19 protein-coding genes are annotated in these 21,040 nt (G+C 62.1%); 9 read left to right on the forward strand and 10 right to left on the reverse strand.

Translation table 11 applies throughout. From position 1 onward, the window contains the following. Nucleotides 1-33: 33 nt before the first annotated feature. The 7 genes from QB905_RS00995 (at nt 34) to QB905_RS01025 (ending at nt 8,128) form a co-directional block, all read left to right on the forward strand. Nucleotides 34-1,302, forward strand: a complete 1,269-nt coding sequence (locus tag QB905_RS00995) for an alginate lyase family protein (protein WP_282972706.1) — start codon at nt 34-36, stop codon at nt 1,300-1,302. Nucleotides 1,303-1,304: 2 nt separating this feature from the next. After that, nucleotides 1,305-3,221 carry a hypothetical protein gene (locus QB905_RS01000; protein WP_282972707.1) on the forward strand — a complete coding sequence of 639 codons (1,917 nt, stop codon included), beginning with the start codon at nt 1,305-1,307 and terminating at the stop codon, nt 3,219-3,221. Nucleotide 3,222: 1 nt separating this feature from the next. Beyond that, nucleotides 3,223-4,410, forward strand: a complete 1,188-nt coding sequence (locus tag QB905_RS01005; protein ID WP_282972708.1) for a DUF4861 family protein — start codon at nt 3,223-3,225, stop codon at nt 4,408-4,410. 152 nt (nt 4,411-4,562) lie between these two features. Next, nucleotides 4,563-5,378: an IclR family transcriptional regulator gene (locus QB905_RS01010; protein ID WP_282972709.1), complete on the forward strand. Its 816-nt coding sequence runs from the start codon at nt 4,563-4,565 to the stop codon at nt 5,376-5,378. Nucleotides 5,379-5,554: 176 nt separating this feature from the next. Then, nucleotides 5,555-6,055, forward strand: coding sequence for a heme-binding protein (locus QB905_RS01015; protein WP_282972710.1), 501 nt, complete (start codon nt 5,555-5,557; stop codon nt 6,053-6,055). 3 nt (nt 6,056-6,058) lie between these two features. Further along, nucleotides 6,059-6,892: a 5-dehydro-4-deoxy-D-glucuronate isomerase gene (kduI, locus tag QB905_RS01020; RefSeq protein WP_282972711.1), complete on the forward strand. Its 834-nt coding sequence runs from the start codon at nt 6,059-6,061 to the stop codon at nt 6,890-6,892. Nucleotides 6,893-7,000: 108 nt separating this feature from the next. After that, on the forward strand, nt 7,001-8,128 hold the full coding sequence (locus QB905_RS01025; RefSeq protein WP_282972712.1) for a glycoside hydrolase family 88/105 protein: 1,128 nt from the start codon (nt 7,001-7,003) through the stop codon (nt 8,126-8,128). A gap of 12 nt (nt 8,129-8,140) precedes the next feature. Here QB905_RS01025 and QB905_RS01030 read toward each other — a convergent pair whose 3' ends face one another. Next, complete coding sequence (locus QB905_RS01030) at nt 8,141-9,151, reverse strand: LacI family DNA-binding transcriptional regulator (protein ID WP_282972713.1); 1,011 nt, start codon at nt 9,149-9,151, stop codon at nt 8,141-8,143. Nucleotides 9,152-9,370: 219 nt separating this feature from the next. Between QB905_RS01030 and QB905_RS01035 the strand changes: the two genes are divergently transcribed. Further along, nucleotides 9,371-9,667: an antibiotic biosynthesis monooxygenase family protein gene (locus QB905_RS01035; RefSeq protein ID WP_282972714.1), complete on the forward strand. Its 297-nt coding sequence runs from the start codon at nt 9,371-9,373 to the stop codon at nt 9,665-9,667. A 1-nt stretch (nt 9,668) separates the two neighbouring features. Here the strand turns inward: QB905_RS01035 and paaC are convergent, their stop codons facing one another. From paaC to QB905_RS01055, 4 genes are all read right to left on the reverse strand, one after another. Continuing rightward, nucleotides 9,669-10,421: a 1,2-phenylacetyl-CoA epoxidase subunit PaaC gene (gene paaC / locus QB905_RS01040; protein WP_282972715.1), complete on the reverse strand. Its 753-nt coding sequence runs from the start codon at nt 10,419-10,421 to the stop codon at nt 9,669-9,671. Between the two features lie 526 nt (nt 10,422-10,947). Next, the gene (locus tag QB905_RS01045) at nt 10,948-11,340 is read right to left on the reverse strand and encodes a Rieske (2Fe-2S) protein (RefSeq protein WP_282972716.1); all 393 of its coding nucleotides are present in this window, start codon (nt 11,338-11,340) and stop codon (nt 10,948-10,950) included. Beyond that, the gene (maiA, locus tag QB905_RS01050) at nt 11,337-11,987 is read right to left on the reverse strand and encodes a maleylacetoacetate isomerase (protein WP_282972717.1); all 651 of its coding nucleotides are present in this window, start codon (nt 11,985-11,987) and stop codon (nt 11,337-11,339) included. Before maiA ends, QB905_RS01045 begins: the two co-directional genes overlap by 4 nt. A gap of 181 nt (nt 11,988-12,168) precedes the next feature. Next, nucleotides 12,169-12,540 (reverse strand): hypothetical protein, encoded by a 372-nt coding sequence (locus QB905_RS01055; RefSeq protein WP_282972718.1) that lies wholly within the window; start codon nt 12,538-12,540, stop codon nt 12,169-12,171. A 171-nt stretch (nt 12,541-12,711) separates the two neighbouring features. Between QB905_RS01055 and QB905_RS01060 the strand changes: the two genes are divergently transcribed. Next, nucleotides 12,712-13,638, forward strand: coding sequence for a polysaccharide deacetylase family protein (locus QB905_RS01060; RefSeq protein ID WP_282972719.1), 927 nt, complete (start codon nt 12,712-12,714; stop codon nt 13,636-13,638). Here the strand turns inward: QB905_RS01060 and QB905_RS01065 are convergent. The 5 genes from QB905_RS01065 to QB905_RS01085 form a co-directional block, all read right to left on the reverse strand. Then, a complete protein-coding gene (locus QB905_RS01065; protein ID WP_282972720.1) occupies nt 13,635-14,837 on the reverse strand; it encodes a DUF1501 domain-containing protein in 1,203 nt (400 codons plus the stop codon). The two genes, QB905_RS01060 and QB905_RS01065, sit on opposite strands and share 4 nt — an antisense overlap. Nucleotide 14,838: 1 nt before the next feature. Beyond that, a complete protein-coding gene (locus tag QB905_RS01070) occupies nt 14,839-16,281 on the reverse strand; it encodes a DUF1800 domain-containing protein (RefSeq protein WP_282972721.1) in 1,443 nt (480 codons plus the stop codon). Nucleotides 16,282-16,421: 140 nt separating this feature from the next. Continuing rightward, nucleotides 16,422-17,996, reverse strand: coding sequence for a DHA2 family efflux MFS transporter permease subunit (locus tag QB905_RS01075; protein WP_282972722.1), 1,575 nt, complete (start codon nt 17,994-17,996; stop codon nt 16,422-16,424). A gap of 249 nt (nt 17,997-18,245) precedes the next feature. Continuing rightward, a complete protein-coding gene (locus QB905_RS01080; protein ID WP_282972723.1) occupies nt 18,246-19,439 on the reverse strand; it encodes an HlyD family secretion protein in 1,194 nt (397 codons plus the stop codon). A gap of 52 nt (nt 19,440-19,491) precedes the next feature. Further along, nucleotides 19,492-20,922, reverse strand: a complete 1,431-nt coding sequence (locus QB905_RS01085; protein WP_282972724.1) for an efflux transporter outer membrane subunit — start codon at nt 20,920-20,922, stop codon at nt 19,492-19,494. Nucleotides 20,923-21,040: the final 118 nt, after the last annotated feature.

Raw genomic sequence — 21,040 nt, forward strand, 5'->3', positions numbered from 1 at the left:
GCGGCGGTTCGGTCTTCGTTCAGGAGTCGCTCCATGCGCCTGCCGTTGTCTGCTTTTGGTTTTTTAGCCGCCTCTGTCTTCGCTGCCAGCCTGCCCGCTGTGAGCGCCCCGGTCTGCGATGGCAGTCATGGCTATGCCGCCGCCTTTGATGGCCGCACCACCTTCCTGTGGCGATCCGATGCGCTGATGTCGGAAAAGGCCGCCATCGCCGCCGATCCGGGCGCCAGTCCGGCCTATAAGGCCTTGATCCGGCAGGCCAATGCCGATCTGAGCAAGGGGCCGTGGAGCGTCACCGACAAGACGCATCAGACGCCGAGCGGCGATCCGCACGACTATATGAGCATCGCACCCTACTGGTGGCCCGATCCCGCCAAGCCGGACGGTCTGCCCTATATCAACCGCGATGGCCGGATCAATCCTGAGCGCGCCACCGCAGCCTTTGACCGGACGCGCATGGGCGAGATGAGTGACGCCGTCGAGACTCTGGCCCTGGCTTACTTTTACAGCGGCGAACAAAAATATGCCGAGCGCGCGGCGCTTATCCTGCGCACATGGTTTCTTGATCCGAAAACGCGGATGAATCCCAATTTCAACTTTGCCCAGGGCGTGCCCGGCAGGGTGGCGGGGCGTTCCTATGGCATTATCGATGGGGCGGGCTTTATGTCGGTCACCGAGGCCGTGGGCCTGCTTCAGCCGTCGGGCGCGTTGAGTCAGGCCGATATGGACGGGCTGCACGACTGGTTCGGCCAGTTCACCGACTGGATGACGACCAGCGATAATGGCGTGACCGAGCGCAAGGCTGCGAATAATCACGGCATCTGGTACGATCTGCAACTGACCGACTATGCGCTTTTCGCCGGGAAAACAGACCTGGCTCATCAGGTGGCCGCCGATTTCACCAAGCGTCGGCTGGAGCCGCAAATGGCGACTGATGGCAGTTTGCCGCGTGAACTGGCGCGCACGCGCTCGTTTCATTACAGCACCTGGACCATGCAGGCGGTGTACGATATGGCGGCACTGGGCCGCTGCACCGGGGTCGATATTTGGGATTTCGATGACGGGCAGGGGCGTTCGCTGCGCCACGCCACGGACTTCATCGCCGGCTATGCCGGTCATGAATCCGACTGGCACTGGCAGGAGATCGCCATGAATACCGGCGATCTTTATGAAGCGCTGCTGCGCGCCGCCTGGGGCTATGATGATCCGGCGCTTGATGCAAAGGCTGACATCTATCGCAAAACCTATGCGGCCTCGCGCATCAATCTGATCTATCCGCCCCTGCCGCGTAAAAAGGGCCAGTGATCATGCGCAAGGCCTTTATCTGTGCTGCCACCCTGACGGCAGCCTGTTTCGCCGCGCCGGTGATGGCGCAAACCGTGGCGCCCCCATCTGTGCCCACCCCATCTGTGGCGCCCCCATCTGTGGCGCCTATGGACGCCACGATTCAATCGCGCCTGATGCCGCAGACCGAAGCCCTGCTCGAACAGTTGATGCGCAAAGGCCGTGCCCTGCGCATGGATGGTCAGGATGTGTTTGGGAGTGGTGACAAATTCCTCGGCGGCAAGATCGCCGTCGGCATGGCCTTCGTTATCGTCCATATGCCCGCCGATGATCCGCGTTTGCCGCGCTATGAGGCCGGTTTTCGCAAGCTGTCGCGCCTGACGCTCGATGACAAGCTGACGACCTGGGGTATCTATTATTACATGCAGGCCCTGTCCAAGCTGAAGGATGCCGGACGGCTGGAGGCCTGCGTCGATCCCGACACCCTGGCCACCCTGCGTCATAAGCTCGACTGGCGCACCTTCGTCGATCAGGATCTGAAGCTGATCGACCTGCCCAACAACTATTACGGCGTGGCCTTCAGCATCGCGCAACTGCGCCACAAGCTGGGCTGGGAAGACGCCAGCGGCATGACGGCCCTGCTGGCCAGGACGCTTGATCATTACCGCACCTATTCGCAATACGGCTTTGCCGACGAAACGGACGGCGAGGGGCGTTTCGATCGCTATAGTATTCTTTTAATTGGCGAATTATCGCAGCGCTATATCGAGGCGGGCCTGACCCCACCCGATGATGTCAAGGCGTGGCTGCGTACATCGGCTGAGGTGCTGCTGCTGCGCCTCAATGCGCAGGGCGATGGCTTTGAATATGGCCGCAGCATCGGCACCTATGGCGAGACGGCCTTTCTGGAAGTGCTGAGCGCCGCCGCCACGTTCGACCTGCTGACGCCCGCCGAGCGCGACGCCGCCTATAGCTATAGTTCGGTGGTGGCGCAGCGCTATATGGATTTCTGGGTCGATGCGAAAACCGGTTCGGTCAATATGTGGGACAAGGGCCGCCGCACCGATGCCTATCGCGGCAAGAACCGAATCCTCGGCGAAAATCTCAGTCTGGCGCGGCAATATATCTATACCGATGCCGAATGGAATGCGCTCGGCTACCGCGATGTGGCCCCCATGACCGATCTGGCCGTCTGGCGCGCGGCTCAACCACCGCTCACCCTGACCTGGTTTGCCCATGATGCGTCAAAGGCGGGGGGCTATGATCGCGCGCTGGTCACCGTGATTGACGGACAGAGGCTGTTCGGCCTGCCGCTGATCAATGGCGGGGCGGGCCAGCACATGAATACGCCCTATTTTCCGATCCCGTTCTCGCCCGATCTGGTCGGGGCGGTGGCCGACGGGGCCTTTCCGCAACTGATCGCCCGCTTTACGCTCAGCGATGGCAGCCAGCTCGAACCGCTCAGCTATTTTCGTCATGTCGCGGCCCATGCCTTGCCGGGCGGCGGAGCGGTGGTCAGCTATGATCAGGCGCAGATGGATCGCCTCGGTGAGAACACGCCCCGGCCCGATGCGCGTATGCGCGTGGCCACCACCTATCGCTTCACGGCGGGGCAGGTGGTGCGCGAGGATGTGTTCACGCCCGCCGCGCCCTTGCCGGTGCAGGCGGTCGATCTGGATTTCGCCACCTATAGCCATGATGCCCGCCTCAGCCACGAAGCGGACGGCTGGCACGTCAGCTATGGCGATGGTGCGGCCAGGGGCTTTACGATCAGCGGTTTTGCGAACTGCACTTTGTCACCGGTCGATGAGCGCGCCTACCAGACGCCGACCGGTGCCTTTCATGCGCTCTTGCGCTGCCATTCCGGCAGTGCCAACCTGACCGGCCCGCTGCGTGTCAGATGGCGGCTCGATTATGATAACAGCGGAAGGACACCTTGAGATGATGAAACCGGCCCTGTTCGCCTGCGCCGCCATGTTCCTGCCACTGGCTGCTCATGCTCAGACGGTGACGGTCAGCAATCCGCTGCCCGCCGCGCAGGATGACGCTGTGGTCAATGTGCCGCTGAAAGGCGCGCATGGCGACTGGTCGGTGCGGGTGGGCAATCAGATCCTGCCCGCTCAGGCCATCAGCGATGGCGACGGGCAGGGCGAGGTGCGTTTCGTCATGCCGCTGGCGGCCCGTCAGAGCATCCGCGTCAGCTTGCAGCCCAAGGCCGCGCCGCCCGCCCCGCCGCGCGTCATGGCGACGCTCAAAGTTCAGGTCGGCGGCACGTTGCAGGGTGACGCCATCAAGGGCGGTCATTTCGAGGATCGCACCCGCTTTACCTCGCCGCCCGACCATTTCATCCATGACGGACTGATTGCTTTCGAGGGCATTGGCTGGGAATCGGACCGCGCCGGTTACAGGCTTTATCTCGACCAGCGCAATGTCACCGATCTGTTCGGCAAGTTCGGCCCCGATCCGGTCTTTCCCTATATCGGACGCGGTTTCGATGATTATCAGTATCCGCGCGGCTGGGGCGGCGACATCTATAAGGTCGGTGATGCGCTGGGCGTCGGCGGGGTCGGCCTGCTGCGCAAGGGCAGGGCGACACAGACCGGGCCGTCCGTCATCACCGGCAGGATATTGGCCAATGGGCCGGTAACGGCGAAGGTCGAGGTCGATGCCGACAAGCTGGGCGGGGGTACGGGTCGCCTGCACGCCACCTATGCCATCACGGCGGGCCGTACGCTGACCGAGGTTCGGGCCGTCAAGCAGGATGTGGCCGAGCCGCTCGTCACCGGCCTGACCGTCCATCCCGGCGACGATACGATTCTGTCCGGCGCGGATGACGGCTGGGCCTATATCGGCGTCTGGGGCGCGCAGGAACACGGGCCGGACAAGATCGGCACGGCGGTTTTTTATCGCCGCGATGCCGTGACGGGCGCAGCCGTCAATGACGGCCAGACCCTCTATCTGCAATTTATCGCGCCTCAGGCTCACTATTATTTCGGCGGGCGCTGGGTGCAGGAAAACAAGGATATTGCGGGCTACACAGGCGCGGTTCACGATGAAGGCGACTTCAGGGCATGGCTGGAAGCGACGCGGCAACAGCTCGATCATCCGGTGGTGGCGCAGGTGCCATAGGACGGCAGAGGCCCGCCTTGCATATTGTCAGCTATTTCATTTATAGTCATAGCCAGATTTATATCCGGTACGTTGGCACGGGTCTGGCTTTGCGGCCACAGGGCCTTTTCACGGACGAATGATCGCGCGGCTGCCGCCAAGGGTTTCAGTATATGAAAAACGCTATGATAAATGATGACGAGGTTTTGACACAGGATGTTGAGGCCGAGGCGACGCGCGGGGCGGGCGGGGCGCTGACCCTGATGCGCGGCCTCGATGTGCTCGACCGCGTGGCCAGGGGCGACAATACACTCGGCAAGATGGCCAGGTCGCTGGGCCTCAACAAGAGCACTGTGCATCGGCTGGCCACCACACTGGTGGAGCTGAAATATCTGATCCTGTCGCCGCGCGATGGCTATAGTCTGGGGGCCAAGCTGCTTGAACTGGGCTGGGCCGCCTCGCAGCAGATCACCGTGACGCGCATCGCCCATCCGCACCTGCTCAAGCTGTCGGCCGATACCGGCGATACGGTCAATCTCGGCATACTCGATCATCATCAGGTGCATTATATCGACAAGATTCCCGGTACGCGCCGCATCGAGGTGCGCTGCGTGATCGGCGAGCGCCAGCCCCTGCGCCCCACCGGCCTCGGCAAGGCGCTTCTGATGGACGCCGACGAGGAGACTTTGCGCGAAGTCTATCTGCGCGAGGCGCGCGACCAGCCGCATTACCGCTATGATCTGCTGTCGTGGCTCGAACTGATGAGGGGCTATGCCGCCGAAGGTTTCGCGCTTGATCTCGACGAAAACGAAGACCGTATCCGCTGCGTGGCTGCGCCGATCCGCGACATGACCGGCAAGATCACCGCCGCCATCAGCGTGTCGAGCGCCCAGCAATATATGGACGATGCCCGGATGCTGGCCATGCGCGGCTATGTCAAGGACACCGCTCTGGCGATCAGCCGTGAATTTGGCTATACGGGCAATTAAATCCCTATAATCGGTACGCTGTAATGCGCCAAGGCCTTGGGTGTCTGGGCATAAAGAGTTTGCCGCCAATCGTACCTTTATATTGTATGCCGTATCTTTATATGCTACCTCAGACTCGGTCATAAGAACCGGGGCGAAGGGCTGTACAGGGCGCGCCCCCGAACAGGGAGCGAGAAATGGCGGGACTGAGATTGAGCCTTGGCGCGGCGCTGCTGCTGGCGGCCTTACCCTTGCCGGGGCAGGCGCAAACCCCCTATACGGTGCAGCCGCAACCCAGCTTAACGCAATCTCTGGCCCTGGCTCAGGCCGCGCTTGAGGTCTGTCAGTCGCGCGGCTATGCGGCCAGCGTGGCCGTCGTCGATAGCGCGGGCCGCGTCAAGCTGGTGCTGCGCGCCGATGACGCGCCCAAGCCGCCGGTGGCCGCGCCGCGCAAGGCCGCTGCCGCCGCCCATTATGATCTGCCCGGTTCGGTGATGATGCCGCGCAGCGAGACGGACGCCGCCTTCGCCGCCGAACTGGCCGCCCATAAGGACATCTATAATCCCCACCCCGGCTCCTTGCCGCTGCATGAAAACGGCAGGCTGATCGGTGGTCTGGCCGTGGCCGACGTGCCGCATGAAGTGGCCGATGCCTGCGCCCGCACCGCCCTCAAGACAGCCGGTCAGGGGCTGAACTGATCGATGTTCAGATCGACCTATTATGCCGGCCATCCCGCCACGCTTGACAGCACCAGCACGGCGGCCCTGCGCGATCAGTATCTGATCCGCGACCTGTTCGCGCCGGGGGCTGTGGTGCTGACCTATGTGCATCAGGAGCGCATGATCATCGGCTCGGCCTCGCCGCTGGACGGGGCTCTCGATCTGCCGCACCAGAATACCGGTCAGCCCCTGCTGGCACGCCGCGAACTGGGCGTGATCAATATTGGCGAGGGGGCGGGGATTGTGCGCGTTGACGGCGTGGCCTATCGGCTGGCACCGCTCGATGCCGTCTATGTGGGGCGGGGCGCGCAGGCGGTTCGCTTCGAGAGCGTGTCAGTTGAAACCCCGGCACGTTTTTATCTGGCCAGCACGCCCGCCCATGCCGCCCATCCAGGCCGTCATATTGCGCGCAGCGAAGCCGTGCCACTCAAACGCGGGGAGCAGGAAACCTCGAACGACCGGCTGATCTATCAGTTCATCGTGCCCGACACCTGCGCCTCGGCCCAGTTGATGATGGGCCTGACCCTGCTGCGGTCAGGCAATGTGTGGAACACCATGCCGCCCCATACGCATGAGCGGCGTTCGGAAGTCTATTTCTATTTCAACATGGCCGCCGATGCGCCTTTGTTTCACTTTATGGGCCGCCCTGATGAGACGCGCCATATCGTGGTGCGTAATGAGCAGGCGGTGATCTGCCCGCCGTGGTCGCTGCATATGGGGGTGGGGGTTACCAGCTATGCCTTCATATGGGCGATGGGCGGTGAAAATCTCGACTATGACGATATGGAAGGCCTCGATCTGGCGGGCCTGCTCTGACGTGCACATCATCCGGCGACAGGTTGCCGCCGGGCGGATCGGCCTGTAGTCTTCTGACCTTCGGCAGTTTTCGCGCCTGCCGCCATAAACTCTAAAAGGAAACGCGCCATGACCGGTTTCAAGCCCATTCTCGTTGCCGTGGCGGCCATGCTGATGCCGATGCGTGCGCTGGCAGAGGCGCCGACAGTGCCGTGGCAGCCGCAGGCGGTGATCGCGCTGGCCGAACGGGTCGGTGATTATCAGCTCGCTACGCTGGCGGGCGGCAAGAATCCCGATCCGAAGGGCTGGGTGCAGGGGGCGCTGTTCGTGGGTCTGACGGCGCTGGCCGATCACAGCGACCGGCCGGAATTCAAACAGGCCATTCTGGCGCGCGGCGTGGCCAATGACTGGCAGCCGGGCGACCGCAAATACGACGCCGACGATTTCGTCATCGCCCAGAGCTATATCTGGGCGGCCTCGCACGGCGCAGGCCCTGAGGCCCTTGTGCCGATCCGCCAGCATCTGGACGCCATACTGGCCGATCCGCCCCGCAATGACCTGACCTTTGTCGGCGATGGCAAGACCTGCCGCGACCGCTGGTGCTGGTGCGATTCTCTGTTCATGGCCCCGCCGGTCTGGCTGGCCATGACGAAGATCACCGGCGATCCGCGTTATGCCGACTACGCCAAATCCGAATTCAACGCTACGGCGGCCAGGCTCTATGATCCGAAACTGCATCTGTGGTATCGGGACAGCCGCTTCTTCGACCGTAGTGACAGCAATGGCAACAAGCTGTTCTGGAGCCGTGGCAATGGCTGGGTGTTTGCGGGGCTGGCCCATATGATCCCGCTTCTGCCCGAAGGCGATCCTGAACGCGCGAAGATGGTCACCATCTTCAAAGACATGGCCATCGAGCTGAAATCGATCCAGAAGCCCGACGGCTACTGGTCGCCCTCGCTGCTCGGCGACCCGGCCACCAGCCTGCCGGAATCGAGCGGCACCGGCTTCTATACCTATGGCTTCGCCTGGGGCGTCAAGGCCGGGATTCTCAACGCCGCCGATTACGAGCCGGTGGTGCGCAAGGGCTGGGCGGCGCTGGTGCGCTCGGTGCATCCCGATGGCAAGCTCGGCTATGTCCAGCCGGTCAGCGACCGCCCCGATGCGGTCAGCTATGACGATACGGCGCTCTATGGCGTGGGGGCGTTTCTGCTGGCCGCCACGGCGGTGGCCGATCTCGATCTGCGCTCTCAGGACTAAAACCTGTCGCCTTTACAGCGCATCATCTGGCGGCGCGGCCGAACTGTCGCGCACCACCAGTTGGTGCGCGAGCGTCACATAGGTGCGTTCGCGGATGTCGCCGCGCAATATGCCCAGCAGCAGGCCGACGCAGCGCCGTCCGATGTCGTGCATCGGCTGGCGCACCGTCGTCAGGGGCGGTTCGGCGAAGCGCGCGCTGTGAATATCGTCAAACCCGACCACGCTGACATCCTGCGGGCAACGCAGACCGGCGCGGCGAATGGCATAGAGCGCCCCCATAGCCATATCGTCGCTGAAGCAGAAGATGGCCGTGGGCCGCTTGTCCTGCGCCAGTACCTGTTCGGCCAGAAGGGCGCCGCTTTCAATGCTGAAATCACCGATCTTGCCGGTGAGATGCGCCATCAGGCGACGGCTCTGGGCGGCGGCCACCACGCCGTCGAAGCGGTCGCGGCTGATCGGGCTGTCCATCGGGCCGGTCAAAGCGGCGATGCGCGTATGGCCAAGGTTGTACAGATATTCCATCACCTCACGCGCCGCGCCGGTATTGTCGATGTGAACGCTCGAAACCGTGATGGCTTCGCTGAATTCGCAACCATTGACGATCGGCGCATCGGGCAGGGCGGCCATGACGGCCAGTGAAACGGGCAGGGTGTGGCCAAGAAAAATCAGGCCATCGGCCTCCTTGCGACGCAGCAGGCCGGCATAGGAATCGCCACTGTCGCCTTCCGTGCCGACATCGCCGAGCAGGACGGCGTAACCGGCGGCGTGAGCGGATTCTTCGGCACCACGGATAATATTGGAATAGAAGATATTGGTGATGTCGGGCACGGTAACGATCAGGCGCGATGTTCTGGCGGTACGCAGATTGCGCGCCATGCCATTGGGCTCATAGCCGAGCCGGGTCACGGCGGTCATGACGCGCGCCTTCATATCCTGAGTGACGTGGGCATAGCCGGAAAGTACGCGCGACACGGTGGCCGTCGATACGCCCGCCAGTTTTGCTACATCCTGTATGCTCGCCACGAATCGCAATCCCTGTTTTTTATAAAGCGTGTTTTACGACGATCCGGCCGCGTGGCCTATAGACGAACATGACGCCAGATGGTCTTTGACAGGCAGCATGGCTGTCCCTTTTGCCGTTTCCATCCGCTTTCATTCTGAAATCATGTGTGTAATCGATTACAGGCATGGCGTCCATGCGCCTCTTTCCGCTATGTGTGGCGCATAAAGATGGAGATGATGATGATTTTTGAGATTGCCCGCCTGAGTATCGATCCCGCCCGCAGCAACGATTTCGAGGCGGCTGTCGCCAGAGCCGCGCCCTTGTTCAAATCGGCCGAGGGTTGTCATGGCATGGCGCTGGAACGGGTCATCGAAACGCCCGGCCATTATATTCTGCGCGTCACCTGGGCCACGGTGGATCACCATATGGTCACCTTCCGCAACAGCGATAATTTTCAGCAGTGGCGGGCGCTGGCCGGGCCGTTTTTCCTCGAAGCGCCGCAGGTTATCCACAGCGCCATGACGACCTATTTCTGATCTACCAGGGCGTTTCACGGCCATCGTGCGGCGGGATATTCATATCGTGCAGCATGAAGGCGACGTGTTCGCAATCATGGCCCTTACGTCCCAGGATCACCGGGCGCATACCCTCCGGCACGGCAATGCCAATGTCGTGCAGCACATGGGCAATGCGCGCGTCATAGGGATGGCGCAGGGCGGCCTTGTCCACGGAAATGCCTTGCTGGAGCAAGGCATTATCCACTTCGTCCATCATGAACAGTTCGTCGATGAAGTGCCACATATAGCCGAGGCTCTTGACGAGGCGCTTGTGGCTCAGACAGTCGCCGTCACCAAGCCGCATCATCCAGTCGGTGGCGAATTCGACATGATAGGTGATGTCGGGCGTGCATTTATCCGCAGTTTCGGCCAGCGTCTTGTCAGTCGAGCCCGACAGGGCCTCCATCAGCAGGGCCTGATAGTTGGAATAGAGAAACTGGCGCGCCAGGGTCTGGGCGAAATCGCCGTTCGGCTGCTCCACCAGCAGGCAGTTGTGGAAATCCTGCGGGCCGCGATGAAAGGCCAGGGTATCGGCTTTGCGGCCCTGCGAATCGTGCTGCGCGGCCAGTTCCAGCCAGAAGGTGGCCTGACCGACCAGATCGAGCGCCAGATTGGACAGGCCGAGATCGATCTCAAGGCTGGGAGCATGACCAGCCCAGGCGCTCAGGCGCTGACCGAGGATCAGGGCGTCATCGCCCAGACGAAGCGTGTAATCGAAATATGGGGTGGGCATGAGGTTTCCTGCTGCGCTTTTCGCGCTGTTTTTGTGTGACGAAGCCTAGAGCAACGAGCGTTTCATTTGACTTACAAATTGAATGCGAGATGCGAAAAAACGTAAAATGTAGAGTGGTTTGCATTCCTTTGACCGATTCAATCAGAATGCAAACCGCTCTAAAAGAGGATAGGGTTACGGACAAAAATGCTGCGCCCGTTCAGGGCGCAGCATTTTTATCGTGACGATGACGTGGCTGTGTGTTGCAACATGAAACAAAGGCCGGGCGAGGTCTGGCGCGGGGCTGACAATTCTGAACGGCAGATGATGCAACAGATTGCATTTTAGACGTTTTCTGGAAATTTATCTTCTAGTTGAAGTTAGGATAATGGAAAAGCTCAACAGGGTCAAATCCAAAACTGACGTTTATGTCAGTTTTATATTCCAGTTGCACATCCCTGCGAACTTTTGATCACTCCGACATAAAATGCTGCATTCTTGTGCAGGCTATGGCCCCGATGGTATTGCTTCGCAGCAAGGCCCAGCTTTATTTTATGACGTCGGCCGTCACCAGATCATCGTTCTCAACCCTGACCGGCCAGGGTATCAGCGCGCGTCCGGCGCAGGGGCCGGCAATGCACTGGCCGCTGGTGATGCGAAACAGTGCGCCGTGGCGGGCGCAGGTGATCAGGTCGGCCTGCGGCGTCAGATAATCGTCTGCCGGTGATTCGGTCAGCGACAGCATGGTATGCGGGCATAGATCAACAAAGCCGTAAAAGCCGCCCTCCTTATGAACCACAAAGCCTTGAAACAGACCGTCTTCGACCGCCAGCGAAAAGTGCCGCGCCGTGTCGGGCGCGACTTCATCCGGGCTTGCCAGTTTCAGACCCGCAGGCGTGGCTAGGGCGCGCCGTGGCGGGCTTTCACCTCTGTCGCTCAAGCGTTCACCGTATCGGCGTCAGGCTGGTGACGCGGATGGGCGCGCACAAAGGCCGGGTGTTCGTCGCAGGCGGTATTGACGGCGCGGATCGCCGGATAGGGACGCAAATCGACGCCGAAGGCTTGCGCCGAAAAGACCTGCGGCACCAGAAAGGCGTCGGCCAGACCAGGTGTGTCGCCGAAGCAGAAGCCGCGGCCATGCTTTTCCACCAGGGTTTCGAGCGCCGTGAAGCCCTCGGCGATCCAGCCGACAGCCCATTGGTTGCGGCGCGTTTCATCGGCGGAAAATTCATGCTTCAGTTCGCGCAGCACGCGCAGACTGTTGAGCGGATGGATGTCACAGGCGATCAGGGCGCTCATGGCGCGGACCACGGCGCGGGCTTCCGGCTGAGAGGGAAGAAGTGGCGGCAGAGGGTGGGTTTCCTCCAGCCATTCGAGAATGGCCGGGCTCTGCGTCAGGATCGCGCCGTCACCGGCCTCAAGCGCGGGCACCATCATTTGCGGATTGAGGGCGCGATAGGCCTCATCGTGGTGGGCATTGGCGCGCAGATTGTGCGCCACCTGCCTGTAATCAAGTCCCTTGAGATTGAGGGCGATGCGGACGCGATAGGCGGCGGTCGAGCGCCAGTAGCTGTGTAGAATCAACATGAATCCTGACCTTTCGGTTGCGCCGCTCTATATTTTACGTTTTTCCGCATCTCGCATTCAATTTGTAAGTCAAATTCAACGCTCGTTGCTCTAGCCCTAGATAGGCGCTCATCTCGCAGCCGGAAAGGTGCGCGGCCCGCCCGAGGGTAGGCTCACGCCGTTTTTACCGAAAAAGCCCGGCTCAGGCGGCTTTTGCTGTGCCTTTGAACACCAGAAAAACAAATAGCAGCATCGAAATCAGGATCAGGATCGAGCCGATGCCGACGACCGGGCCGAACCAGGCTGCGCGCGTGATCGAACCATAGATGCCGAGCGGCAGCAGAATCGCGCCCGCCAGATTGATGACATAATGGGTGGTGACGAGACGCGGCGACAGGCCGGGACGGCTGTTGTAAAACAGGCCCGCCAGCAGCATCAGCACGCCACCGACCAGATTGATGTGGGCGTGGACGGGCATGTAGGTGAAATCCTCACGCATTCCCATCATAATACCGAGTATCATGCCCAATGTCAGAAACAGAACGCCGGTACGCAGAAAAAGATTGCCAGTCATGTGAACCCCCGATGTAAAACCCGCTCTCCTGTGGCGCGGTTGCATCTGTTTAAGGCGAAAATTTTTTTTGCGCAACATAACGGCAAATTGGCGCTTGCCAGATTCGCCTTCGCGGCGCATGTTAGCGGTAACGGCCCAGCAGAGGCCGTGTCAGGTCGAGATAACAGACGGATGAAGATACCCTTAGTGAAGCTGGCGGTTTCGGCCGCCACCCTCCTGTCCTTACTGGCCCTGCCTGCCTATGCGGCGGCGCCGGGTTTTGATATTGCCATAACGGTGGATGACCTGCCCGCCCACGGCAGTCTGCCTCAGGGCACGACGCGCGTTGCCATCGCCCGTGAGATTATCGCGGCTTTGAAAGCGCACGGCGTGCCTCAGGCCTATGGTTTCGTCAACGCCATCCATATCGAGCAGGAGCCGGATTCAGCACCTGTCCTCGATCTGTGGCGGCAGGCGGGTTTCCCGCTTGGCAACCATACCTACAGCCACCCCAATATCCGCCAGATCGGCGTTGACGCCTTTCTCAAGGATCTGGCCAGGGGCGAGCCGGTCGTGGCAGCCCATATGCAGGGTCAAGACTGGAAATGGCTGCGTTTTCCGTATCTGAGCGCAGGCGAGGGTGCCGATCATCAGGTGCTGATGAACTATCTGCACGCCCATGATTACCATATCGCCGATGTGTCGATGAGTTTCTCCGACTGGGCCTATACCGAAAGCTATAACCGCTGTCTGGCCAAGGGCGACACCGCCGCCATCAAGGGGCTGGAAGCGCGCTATATGGAGGGTGTGCGCACCGAACTGACGCGGATGCCGGTTCTGTCGCAAACCGTCTATGGCCGCCAGATTCCAATCGTGCTGCTCACCCATATCGGTGGTTTCAGCGCCGTCATGCTGCCGCAGGTGCTCGACGAACTCGACAAGGCGGGCGCGCATTATGTCACCCTGCAACAGGCCGAGAGCGATCCGGCCTATGCCGAGGATGACCCCCATGCCGGTGACGGTTCGCTGATGGAGCGCACCGCCATGGAAAAGGGCATCGATCTGTCGCATGTGCCCGCCGGTGCTTCGCTGGACGGCATCGACAAGGTTTGCAATTAAGCGATCAGATCGCGCATCGGCTTCGCTCCGGCGGAATCGGGAAAGACCGATTGCGACATGGCGCTGTCGGGCATGTCGTAAAGCCCGGCCAGCAGCCCCTTGGCCACCGAACGCAGATCGGTGGTCGGGGCCAGATCGCGGTTTTGATACAGTTGCGCCGGTTTCAGGCCTGGCCAGTCGCTGATCACCCGACCGCCCTTGAGTGCGCCGCCGGTCAAAAGCGCCACAGTGGCCGTGCCGTGATCGGTGCCATTGGTGCCGTTGACGGCGGCGGTGCGACCAAATTCGGTAACGACCAGCACGGCTGTATCGTTCCAGACCGGGCCGAGCGTGCTCTCAAAGGCGGCGAGCGAATCATCAAGCCCTTGCAACTGGCGCGCCAGACGTTGCGGTTCGGCGGCATGGGTGTCCCAGCCCTCGAAGGCCAGACCGGCGAGGCGCGGGCCATCGGGCTGGGCCAGCAGCTTGGCGGCCCCTTGCGCCATCGCGGCCATCGTCTTGGGGTCGCCGGGGCCGCCATAGGCCCCCGCTACATTGTTGCCGCCGATGATCTTGCCGGTGTCGATGGCCTCCTTCAGGGTTTGCGCCAGTTGCGGATCGCTTTCGTCGTAAAGCGCCATCAGGCGCGGCGGCAGGTCGGCATCGGCGGCTTTCAGACTGGACGGTGCCCAGCCGAGGGCGGGGGCCGGGCCGCGCATGATCAGCGGGGTGGAGCCGCCGACGCCCAGGCCGCGTGCCAGACTGCCTGATTGCGCTGTCTGGCCATTGGGCAGAGCCGAGAGCGCGCGGTTGAGCCAGCCCGATTCGGTATGGCCGGGCGATGTCATGCCCGATTCGAGCACGTCCTGACCGTCGAAATGCGAACGGTCGCGGTAGGGCGAGGCCACGGCGTGGATAACCAGCCCCTGACCGGCCTGAAATTGCCGGCTGAAATTGACCAGAGACGGATGCAGGGAAAAGGTCGAATCGAGCTTGATCAGACCGTCCTGCGGAAAGCCACCGCGCAGGGCCGCGAAATCGGGATCGCCAACCGGCGGCACGGCGTCGAGCCCATCCATCGCGCCGCGCAGCACGATCACCACAAGGCGCGGATCACGCGCACCGGCGGCGCGGGCGAGACGCGGGATGAAACCGCCGAAAGCGGCGGTCACGCCCAGCGAGGCCAGCAGATGACGGCGGTTCAGATGAACGTTCAGCATATCAGCACCTCATAAATTCGGGGGACAGGAAGACAATCGCCAGCCCCTGTGTGTGGGTTTCGGCACGCGCTACGGCCTGCATGGTGGCGGGCGACAGCCGGTCGCCAAACAGGGTGTGGGCGAACTGGCGCGGATCGGCGCGCGGCAGATGGGCGGCGAAGACGGAGGCCACATCCATGCGCGTGGCCAGACCTTCCGGCGAGGCCCATGCGGCCACCGTGTCGGGGAAGCCATTGGGCCCCGCCGGTTGCCACAATGGCTGGCCCATCGCGTTGAAAGCCGCCAGTATCGCCTGGGGCTTGGGCGTAAAGCCGGTGGCGCGGATCAGGGCGCACATATAGCCCAGCGGCGCGCGCATCTTGACGAGTTGCGGCGACCAGCTTTCCGGTGCGCTGATCAGGGCGCGCGACACCTCGGCCAGATCGCCGTCACTGGCCAGATAGGTGTCGCGCAGGCGGGCGACCAGGGCGGGTGGCGGATCATCGGCCACAAAATGGCTGGCCAGTTTCAGGGCGATATGGTGGGCCGTGGCCGGATGGTGGGCCAGATCGAGCAGGGCGGCGCGGCCTTGCGCTACGCCGTTTTGCGCATAGGTCTTGCCCATCAGGGTTTGCGCGCCCGGCTCATGCGCCGCCGCGCGAAAAACGAAGGTGCCGGGCGTCGCGTCGCGCTCATGATCGCGCGCCACGCTCCAGCCGGTCAGGATCTTGGCGAAGGTGGTGACATCGGTCTGGGTATAGCCCGAACCGACGCCGAGCGTATGCAGTTCCATGATTTCGCGGCCGAGATTTTCGTTGAGGCCTCGCTTGCCGCCCTTTGCCTTGCCCGCCTTGGGGCGGTAATTGGCAGCGCGCGAATTGGGGCCGACCGATTGGCTATTGTCGAGATAGAGCAGCATGGTCGGGTGCGTCTCCACCGCCAGCAGCATGTCGGAAAACCTGCCAAAGACGTGCGGCCGGATGGCTTCGCGCTCGAAAGCGCCGGTGGTGATGGCGACGAGCTGATTCTTTTTGGTCGAGACAGCGAAATGATTGGCCCAGAACTGCACCATGCGTTCGTTGAAACCGATGGCCGGGCTTTTGACCGTGCCGCCAAAACGCGCGTCGATCTCGGCGATCAGGTTGGCGCGGATGGGATTGTCGTCCTTGCCGGGGCGCTGCGGCAGGGGGGACGGCGCCATGATGTTCGTGTCCGCCATGCCGGTTTTGGCGGCCTCGGCGGCCTGATTGGCGGCTTTACGCGCCGTCTGTTTTTCCATCTGGTAGGTGTGAGCCTGGGCCAGCAGTTCCGGCGTGGCGGGCAGGCCGGTGATGACGGGCGCGCCGTCGCTGATTTCGCTCAGCAGAAGGGCATGGGCATCGCCGAGCGCCGCTGCGCCATCGGGGCCGCTGCCCAGTCCGAAGCGTGACAGAGCCAGAGCAGGCTCAAAACTCGTCAGGCTCATCTTGCAGTCTCCACGCTTTATAGTTCCGGCCCCGGCTTCGTGACTTCAACGCAGGCATGATGGCTTTTCCGTCGCGTACAAAAAAGCGCCGTGCGGAGGGAGGCCCGCACGGCGCTTTTTGCTGTTTGCGCAAGTTGGTATCAGTCGGCGGCGGCGTGAACCGGGCCGGACGCGCGGGTTTCACCGCACATCCAGATCAGCGGGATCAGCAGCAGGACGATGATCCCCGACACGCGGAAGAAATCAAGCGCCGCGCCGAGATAGGCCTGGCCCACCACCTGATGGACGATCATACCCGCGCCCTGTGCCTGGCTGAGGCCCAGCCCGCTGGCCTGATGCATGGCCTCGGCCACCGGCTGCGACGTGCCGCCCGCCCCGCCCATGATCTCGGCCAGACGGGTCTGGTGGTTCGATTCAAAGCGATCCCAGATCGTGGTGGCCAGCGAGGCGGCGAACGAACCGGCCACGATGCGCGCGAAGTTGGACAGGCCGGACGCCGCAGGCATCTGCTGTCCCGGTACACCATTGAGGACGATGGCGATCATGGAAATAAAGAAGGTACTCATCGCCACACCCATGACAGCCATCGGAATGGCATAGGTGACGAAGCTGGCGTCAGGCGTATAGAGCGAACGCATGTAGAAGGACAGGGAGAAGAAGATCATCGAAACCGTCGCCATAATGCGCGCATCGTACTTGTTGAGCATCCGTGCGGCGAACGGCGTCAGGAAAACGGCCACCATGCCCGAAGGTGCCGCCACCATGCCGGCCCAGAAGGCCTGATAGCCGACCTGGGTTTGCAGCCACAGGGGCATCAGCAGGTTGTTGCCGAAGAAGATGGCGTAACCGATGCACAGGACCACGCAGCCGAGCGCGAAATTGCGCGTTTTGAACAGTGAAAGATCGACGATCGGCTGCTTGTCGTTCAGTTCCCAGATCACCCAGGCCAGAAAACCGACCACGGCGACAAGGGTTTCAACCACGATGACCGGCGAATTGAACCAGTCGGCGTCCTTGCCGGTATCAAGCATGATTTGCAGCGCCCCCACCCAGACGATCAGCAGCATGAAGCCGGTACGATCAATCTGGCGGCGGAAGGTTGGGGTTTCGCGCCCCTGCAAACCCTGCCAGCATAAGAAGGTGCAGATGGCCCCCACAGGCAGGTTGATGAAGAATATCCACGGCCATGAGATATTGTCGGAGATGTAGCCGCCCAGAATCGGCCCGCAGATCGGCGCCACCAGGGTGGTCATCGACCAGATGGCCAGGGCTGTGCCGCGTTTATTGGGCGGAAAGATCATCAGCAGCAAGGCTTGCGAGCCGGGGATCATCGGGCCGGACACGGCACCCTGCAAGATGCGGAACATGATCAGCGAATCGATATTCCACGCAACACCGCACAGAAAAGAGGCGATGGTGAACATGACGACGCTGGCCAAAAACACCTTGACCACGCCATAGCGGCCCATCAGCCAGCCGGTCAGCGGCACGGAAATGCCGTTGGCCACGGCAAACGAGGTGATGACCCAGGTGCCCTGCGAGGTTGAGACGCCGAGATTGCCGGCTATGGTGGGGATGGACACATTGGCGATGGTCGAATCGAGCACCTGCATGAAGGTGCCGAGCGCAAGCGCGATGGCGGTGACGCCAAGCGCTGTGCCGGTGAGGGGGGCGGGCCCGGCGGAAGGGGCAGCAGTAGCTGTGGCGGAGGACATGACGGGCCTCAAAAGGTAAATACGGCTTGGAAGCGTGAAGAAGCTGCCCCCACCACCGCATCTCAGCCGCTTTGCAGCTTCGTGCGGTCCCCCTCCCCGGCGAGCCGGGGAGGTATAAGAAAAAGAATTCTTTCTCTTATACCTCCCCAGTTTTACTGGGGAGGGGGACCATCCTCCAAAGCGTCAGCGAAGGAGGATGGTGGTGGGGGTTCTGACTTCAAATCGAATGTCTCGTAGCGCAATCGGAAATTACTTGCGCGTGTCGATCCTGGCGGTCATCGACAGCCCGACACGCAAGGGGTGCGCCTTCAGTTCTTTCGGGTCGAGGTCGATGCGCACCGGCAGGCGTTGCACCACCTTGATCCAGTTGCCCGAGGCGTTCTGGGCGGGGATCAGCGAGAAGGCCGAGCCCGTACCGCCGGACAGGCCGCGCACCGTGCCGTGATAGACGACGCTCTTGCCGTACAGGTCGGAATAGAGGGTCACCTTCTGGCCGGGCTTGACCTTGTCGAGTTGCACTTCCTTGAAATTCGCATCGACATAGGCGGTTGAGGTTGGCACCACGGTCATCAAAGGCGTGCCGACGGCGACCTGCTGGCCCACCTCGACCGACTTCTTCGACACGATACCGGCCACGGGGGCGCGCACAATCGTGCGGTCGAGCGCCAGTTGCGCGGCGTCGAGCTTGGCCTGGGCGGCCAGAACCTCAGGGTTTTGCGCGCTCGAAACGCCTGAAATATTGGCCGAATTGACGCTGCGCTGGCCGGTGGCCGACTGAACGGCAGCAGCAGCGGCGTCACGGTCGGCCTGGGCCGTGCTGTAGGCGGCTTCGGCCTTGTCATAGGCATTCTGCGCTGAGGTCAGTTCTTCCTGCGACACAGCGCCTGACTTGGCCAGATTCTGGCGGCGGGTCAGTTCGAGCTTGGCATTATCAAGATCGGATTTCGCCGCCGCGATCATGGCCGTGGCGCGCGCCACATCGGCCTGACGGGCGCCGAGCTGACCCGCCAGAGCTTCATCGGACGCATAATAACCAGCCACGTGGCGCTGGGCCAGGGCCAGGTCGGCCCTGGCCTGTTCGACGGCGATCTTGGCATCGGAATCATCGATGGTCAGCAGCACATCACCGGCCTTGACGGCCTGGGTTTCCGACACCACGACCGTGGCCACCGGCCCGGCCACGAGAGCATTGACCTGCGCTATGTCGGTGCCGACATAGGCATTGTCGGTCGAGACATAGTGCGAGGCATAGAGCAGGTAATAGGCCCCATAGACCACGACGCCGATGACGACGACGGCGGCCAGCCAGGTGAGCAGGCGTCGGCGTCGGTTATTGGCGGGCGGCGGGGTTTTGGCACTCGGGGCAGAGGAGGCCGGGCGGTTATAGGCTTCGGCATTTTCCTCGACCTGTTCGAGGGCGGAAGGCTTGGTGTTGTCGGGCATGACGGTTTCTCGTTTTTCGTGCGATATAGGCGTGCGTTTGGGTGTGAAATTATTAGGCCGGGTTGGCGTACTGGCCGCCCAGGGATTTGATCAGGGCCACGTCGAGGCTGAGGGCGCGGCTCTTCAGATCGGCCACCACGCGGCGCTGATTGATCAGCCCCTGTTCGGCCACCAGAAGCGTGGTGTAATCCGAAAGCCCGCCATCATAGCGCAGCTTGGACAGGCGATAGGCTTCCTCGTCGGCATCGAGCGCCTTCTGGGCATTGTCGAGGCGGTCGGCGAGGGCGCGCTGGCTGGTCAGGGTGTCGGCTACCTGATGCATGGCGGTCAGCACATCCTCATTATAGCTGGCAATGGCTTCGGCGTGTCCGGCCTCGGCCGATTTCAGATTGGCCTTCAGCGCGCCGCCATCAAACAGCGGCAGGCTGAGGGCAGGGCCGACCTGACCAATATCCGAGCCGTTTTGTAACAGCTTATCGACATGCAGGGCCTGTACGCCGATAAAGGCGGCGATATTGATGTCGGGATAGAAGGCGGCGTGGGCCTGCTGAATGCGTGCCGAAGCGGCTTCGGCCCGCCAGCGCGCGGCGATAATGTCGGGTCGGCGACCGATCAGGTCGAGATTCACCCGGCTGGGTACGCCCGTAAAGCTGGCCTGAGCGGGATGGAGCTGCGGGCGCTGAATTTGCGCCGCTGCATCGGGCGAGGCCCCGATCAGGGTGGCGATCAGATGCTTGTTCAGCTCAATCTGTTCGTCGAGCGCCGCCAGATCGGATTTGCTGGCGTACAGATTGGCCTGGGCCAGATCGAACTCACCGCGATTGGTGACGCCATTGTCGAGCTTGTGCTGCACGAGGCCCGCACTGTCCTGACGGATTTCGACGGCGCGCTGGGCCAGATCGCGTTCCTGATACAGACGGTCGAGATCGATATAGGCGCTGGTGACGGCAGCCGACAGCATGAGGCGTGCCTGAGCCGCATCGGCGGCAGCGGCCTGAGCGGTGGTGGTGGCAGCCGAGATGGCGGCGCGGTTCTTGCCCCAGAAATCGAGGTCCCAGCCGAAATTCAGCGTGGCTTGCGCATAATCCTGATAGCCTTCGGGCAAGGGGCTCAAGGCCCCCGGATGGCCGAACAGGTAATTATAGCTCTGCTTGCCCTCAAAGGTGGTGGCATTCAGGCCGATATTGGGCCCGGCTGAGGCATGATATTGCGATACGACAGCCTCGCTTTGGTTGAGGCGCGCTTCGGCTATGGCCAGGGTCGGTGAATTGTTGAGGGCCTGATTCATCAGGCTGTTGAGCTGCGCATCGCCGAAGCCCTTCCACCAGCTCTGTACGCTGACGGCCGCGATCGGATTGTCCTTCTTGGCCTGGCTGGGCTCACGGGCGAACGGCGCGCTTTGCGGCAGGGTGGTGCAGGCGGAAAGCGCGGTGGCGGCCAGAAGCACGGCGATAAGGGGAAGGCGAGGGCGGGCTTGCGTCATGGGGACACTCTGAGAAGAGACGGGTCGGAAAAGCGATAGAACAGGTCGGGCGCGAAAAAAGGCCTGCGGGACGCGCGGCCTTGAATAAACCGTACTGTATGGTCATTTATGCTGGACA

This window comes from Asticcacaulis sp. EMRT-3, assembly GCF_030027245.1.
GTDB lineage: Bacteria > Pseudomonadota > Alphaproteobacteria > Caulobacterales > Caulobacteraceae > Asticcacaulis.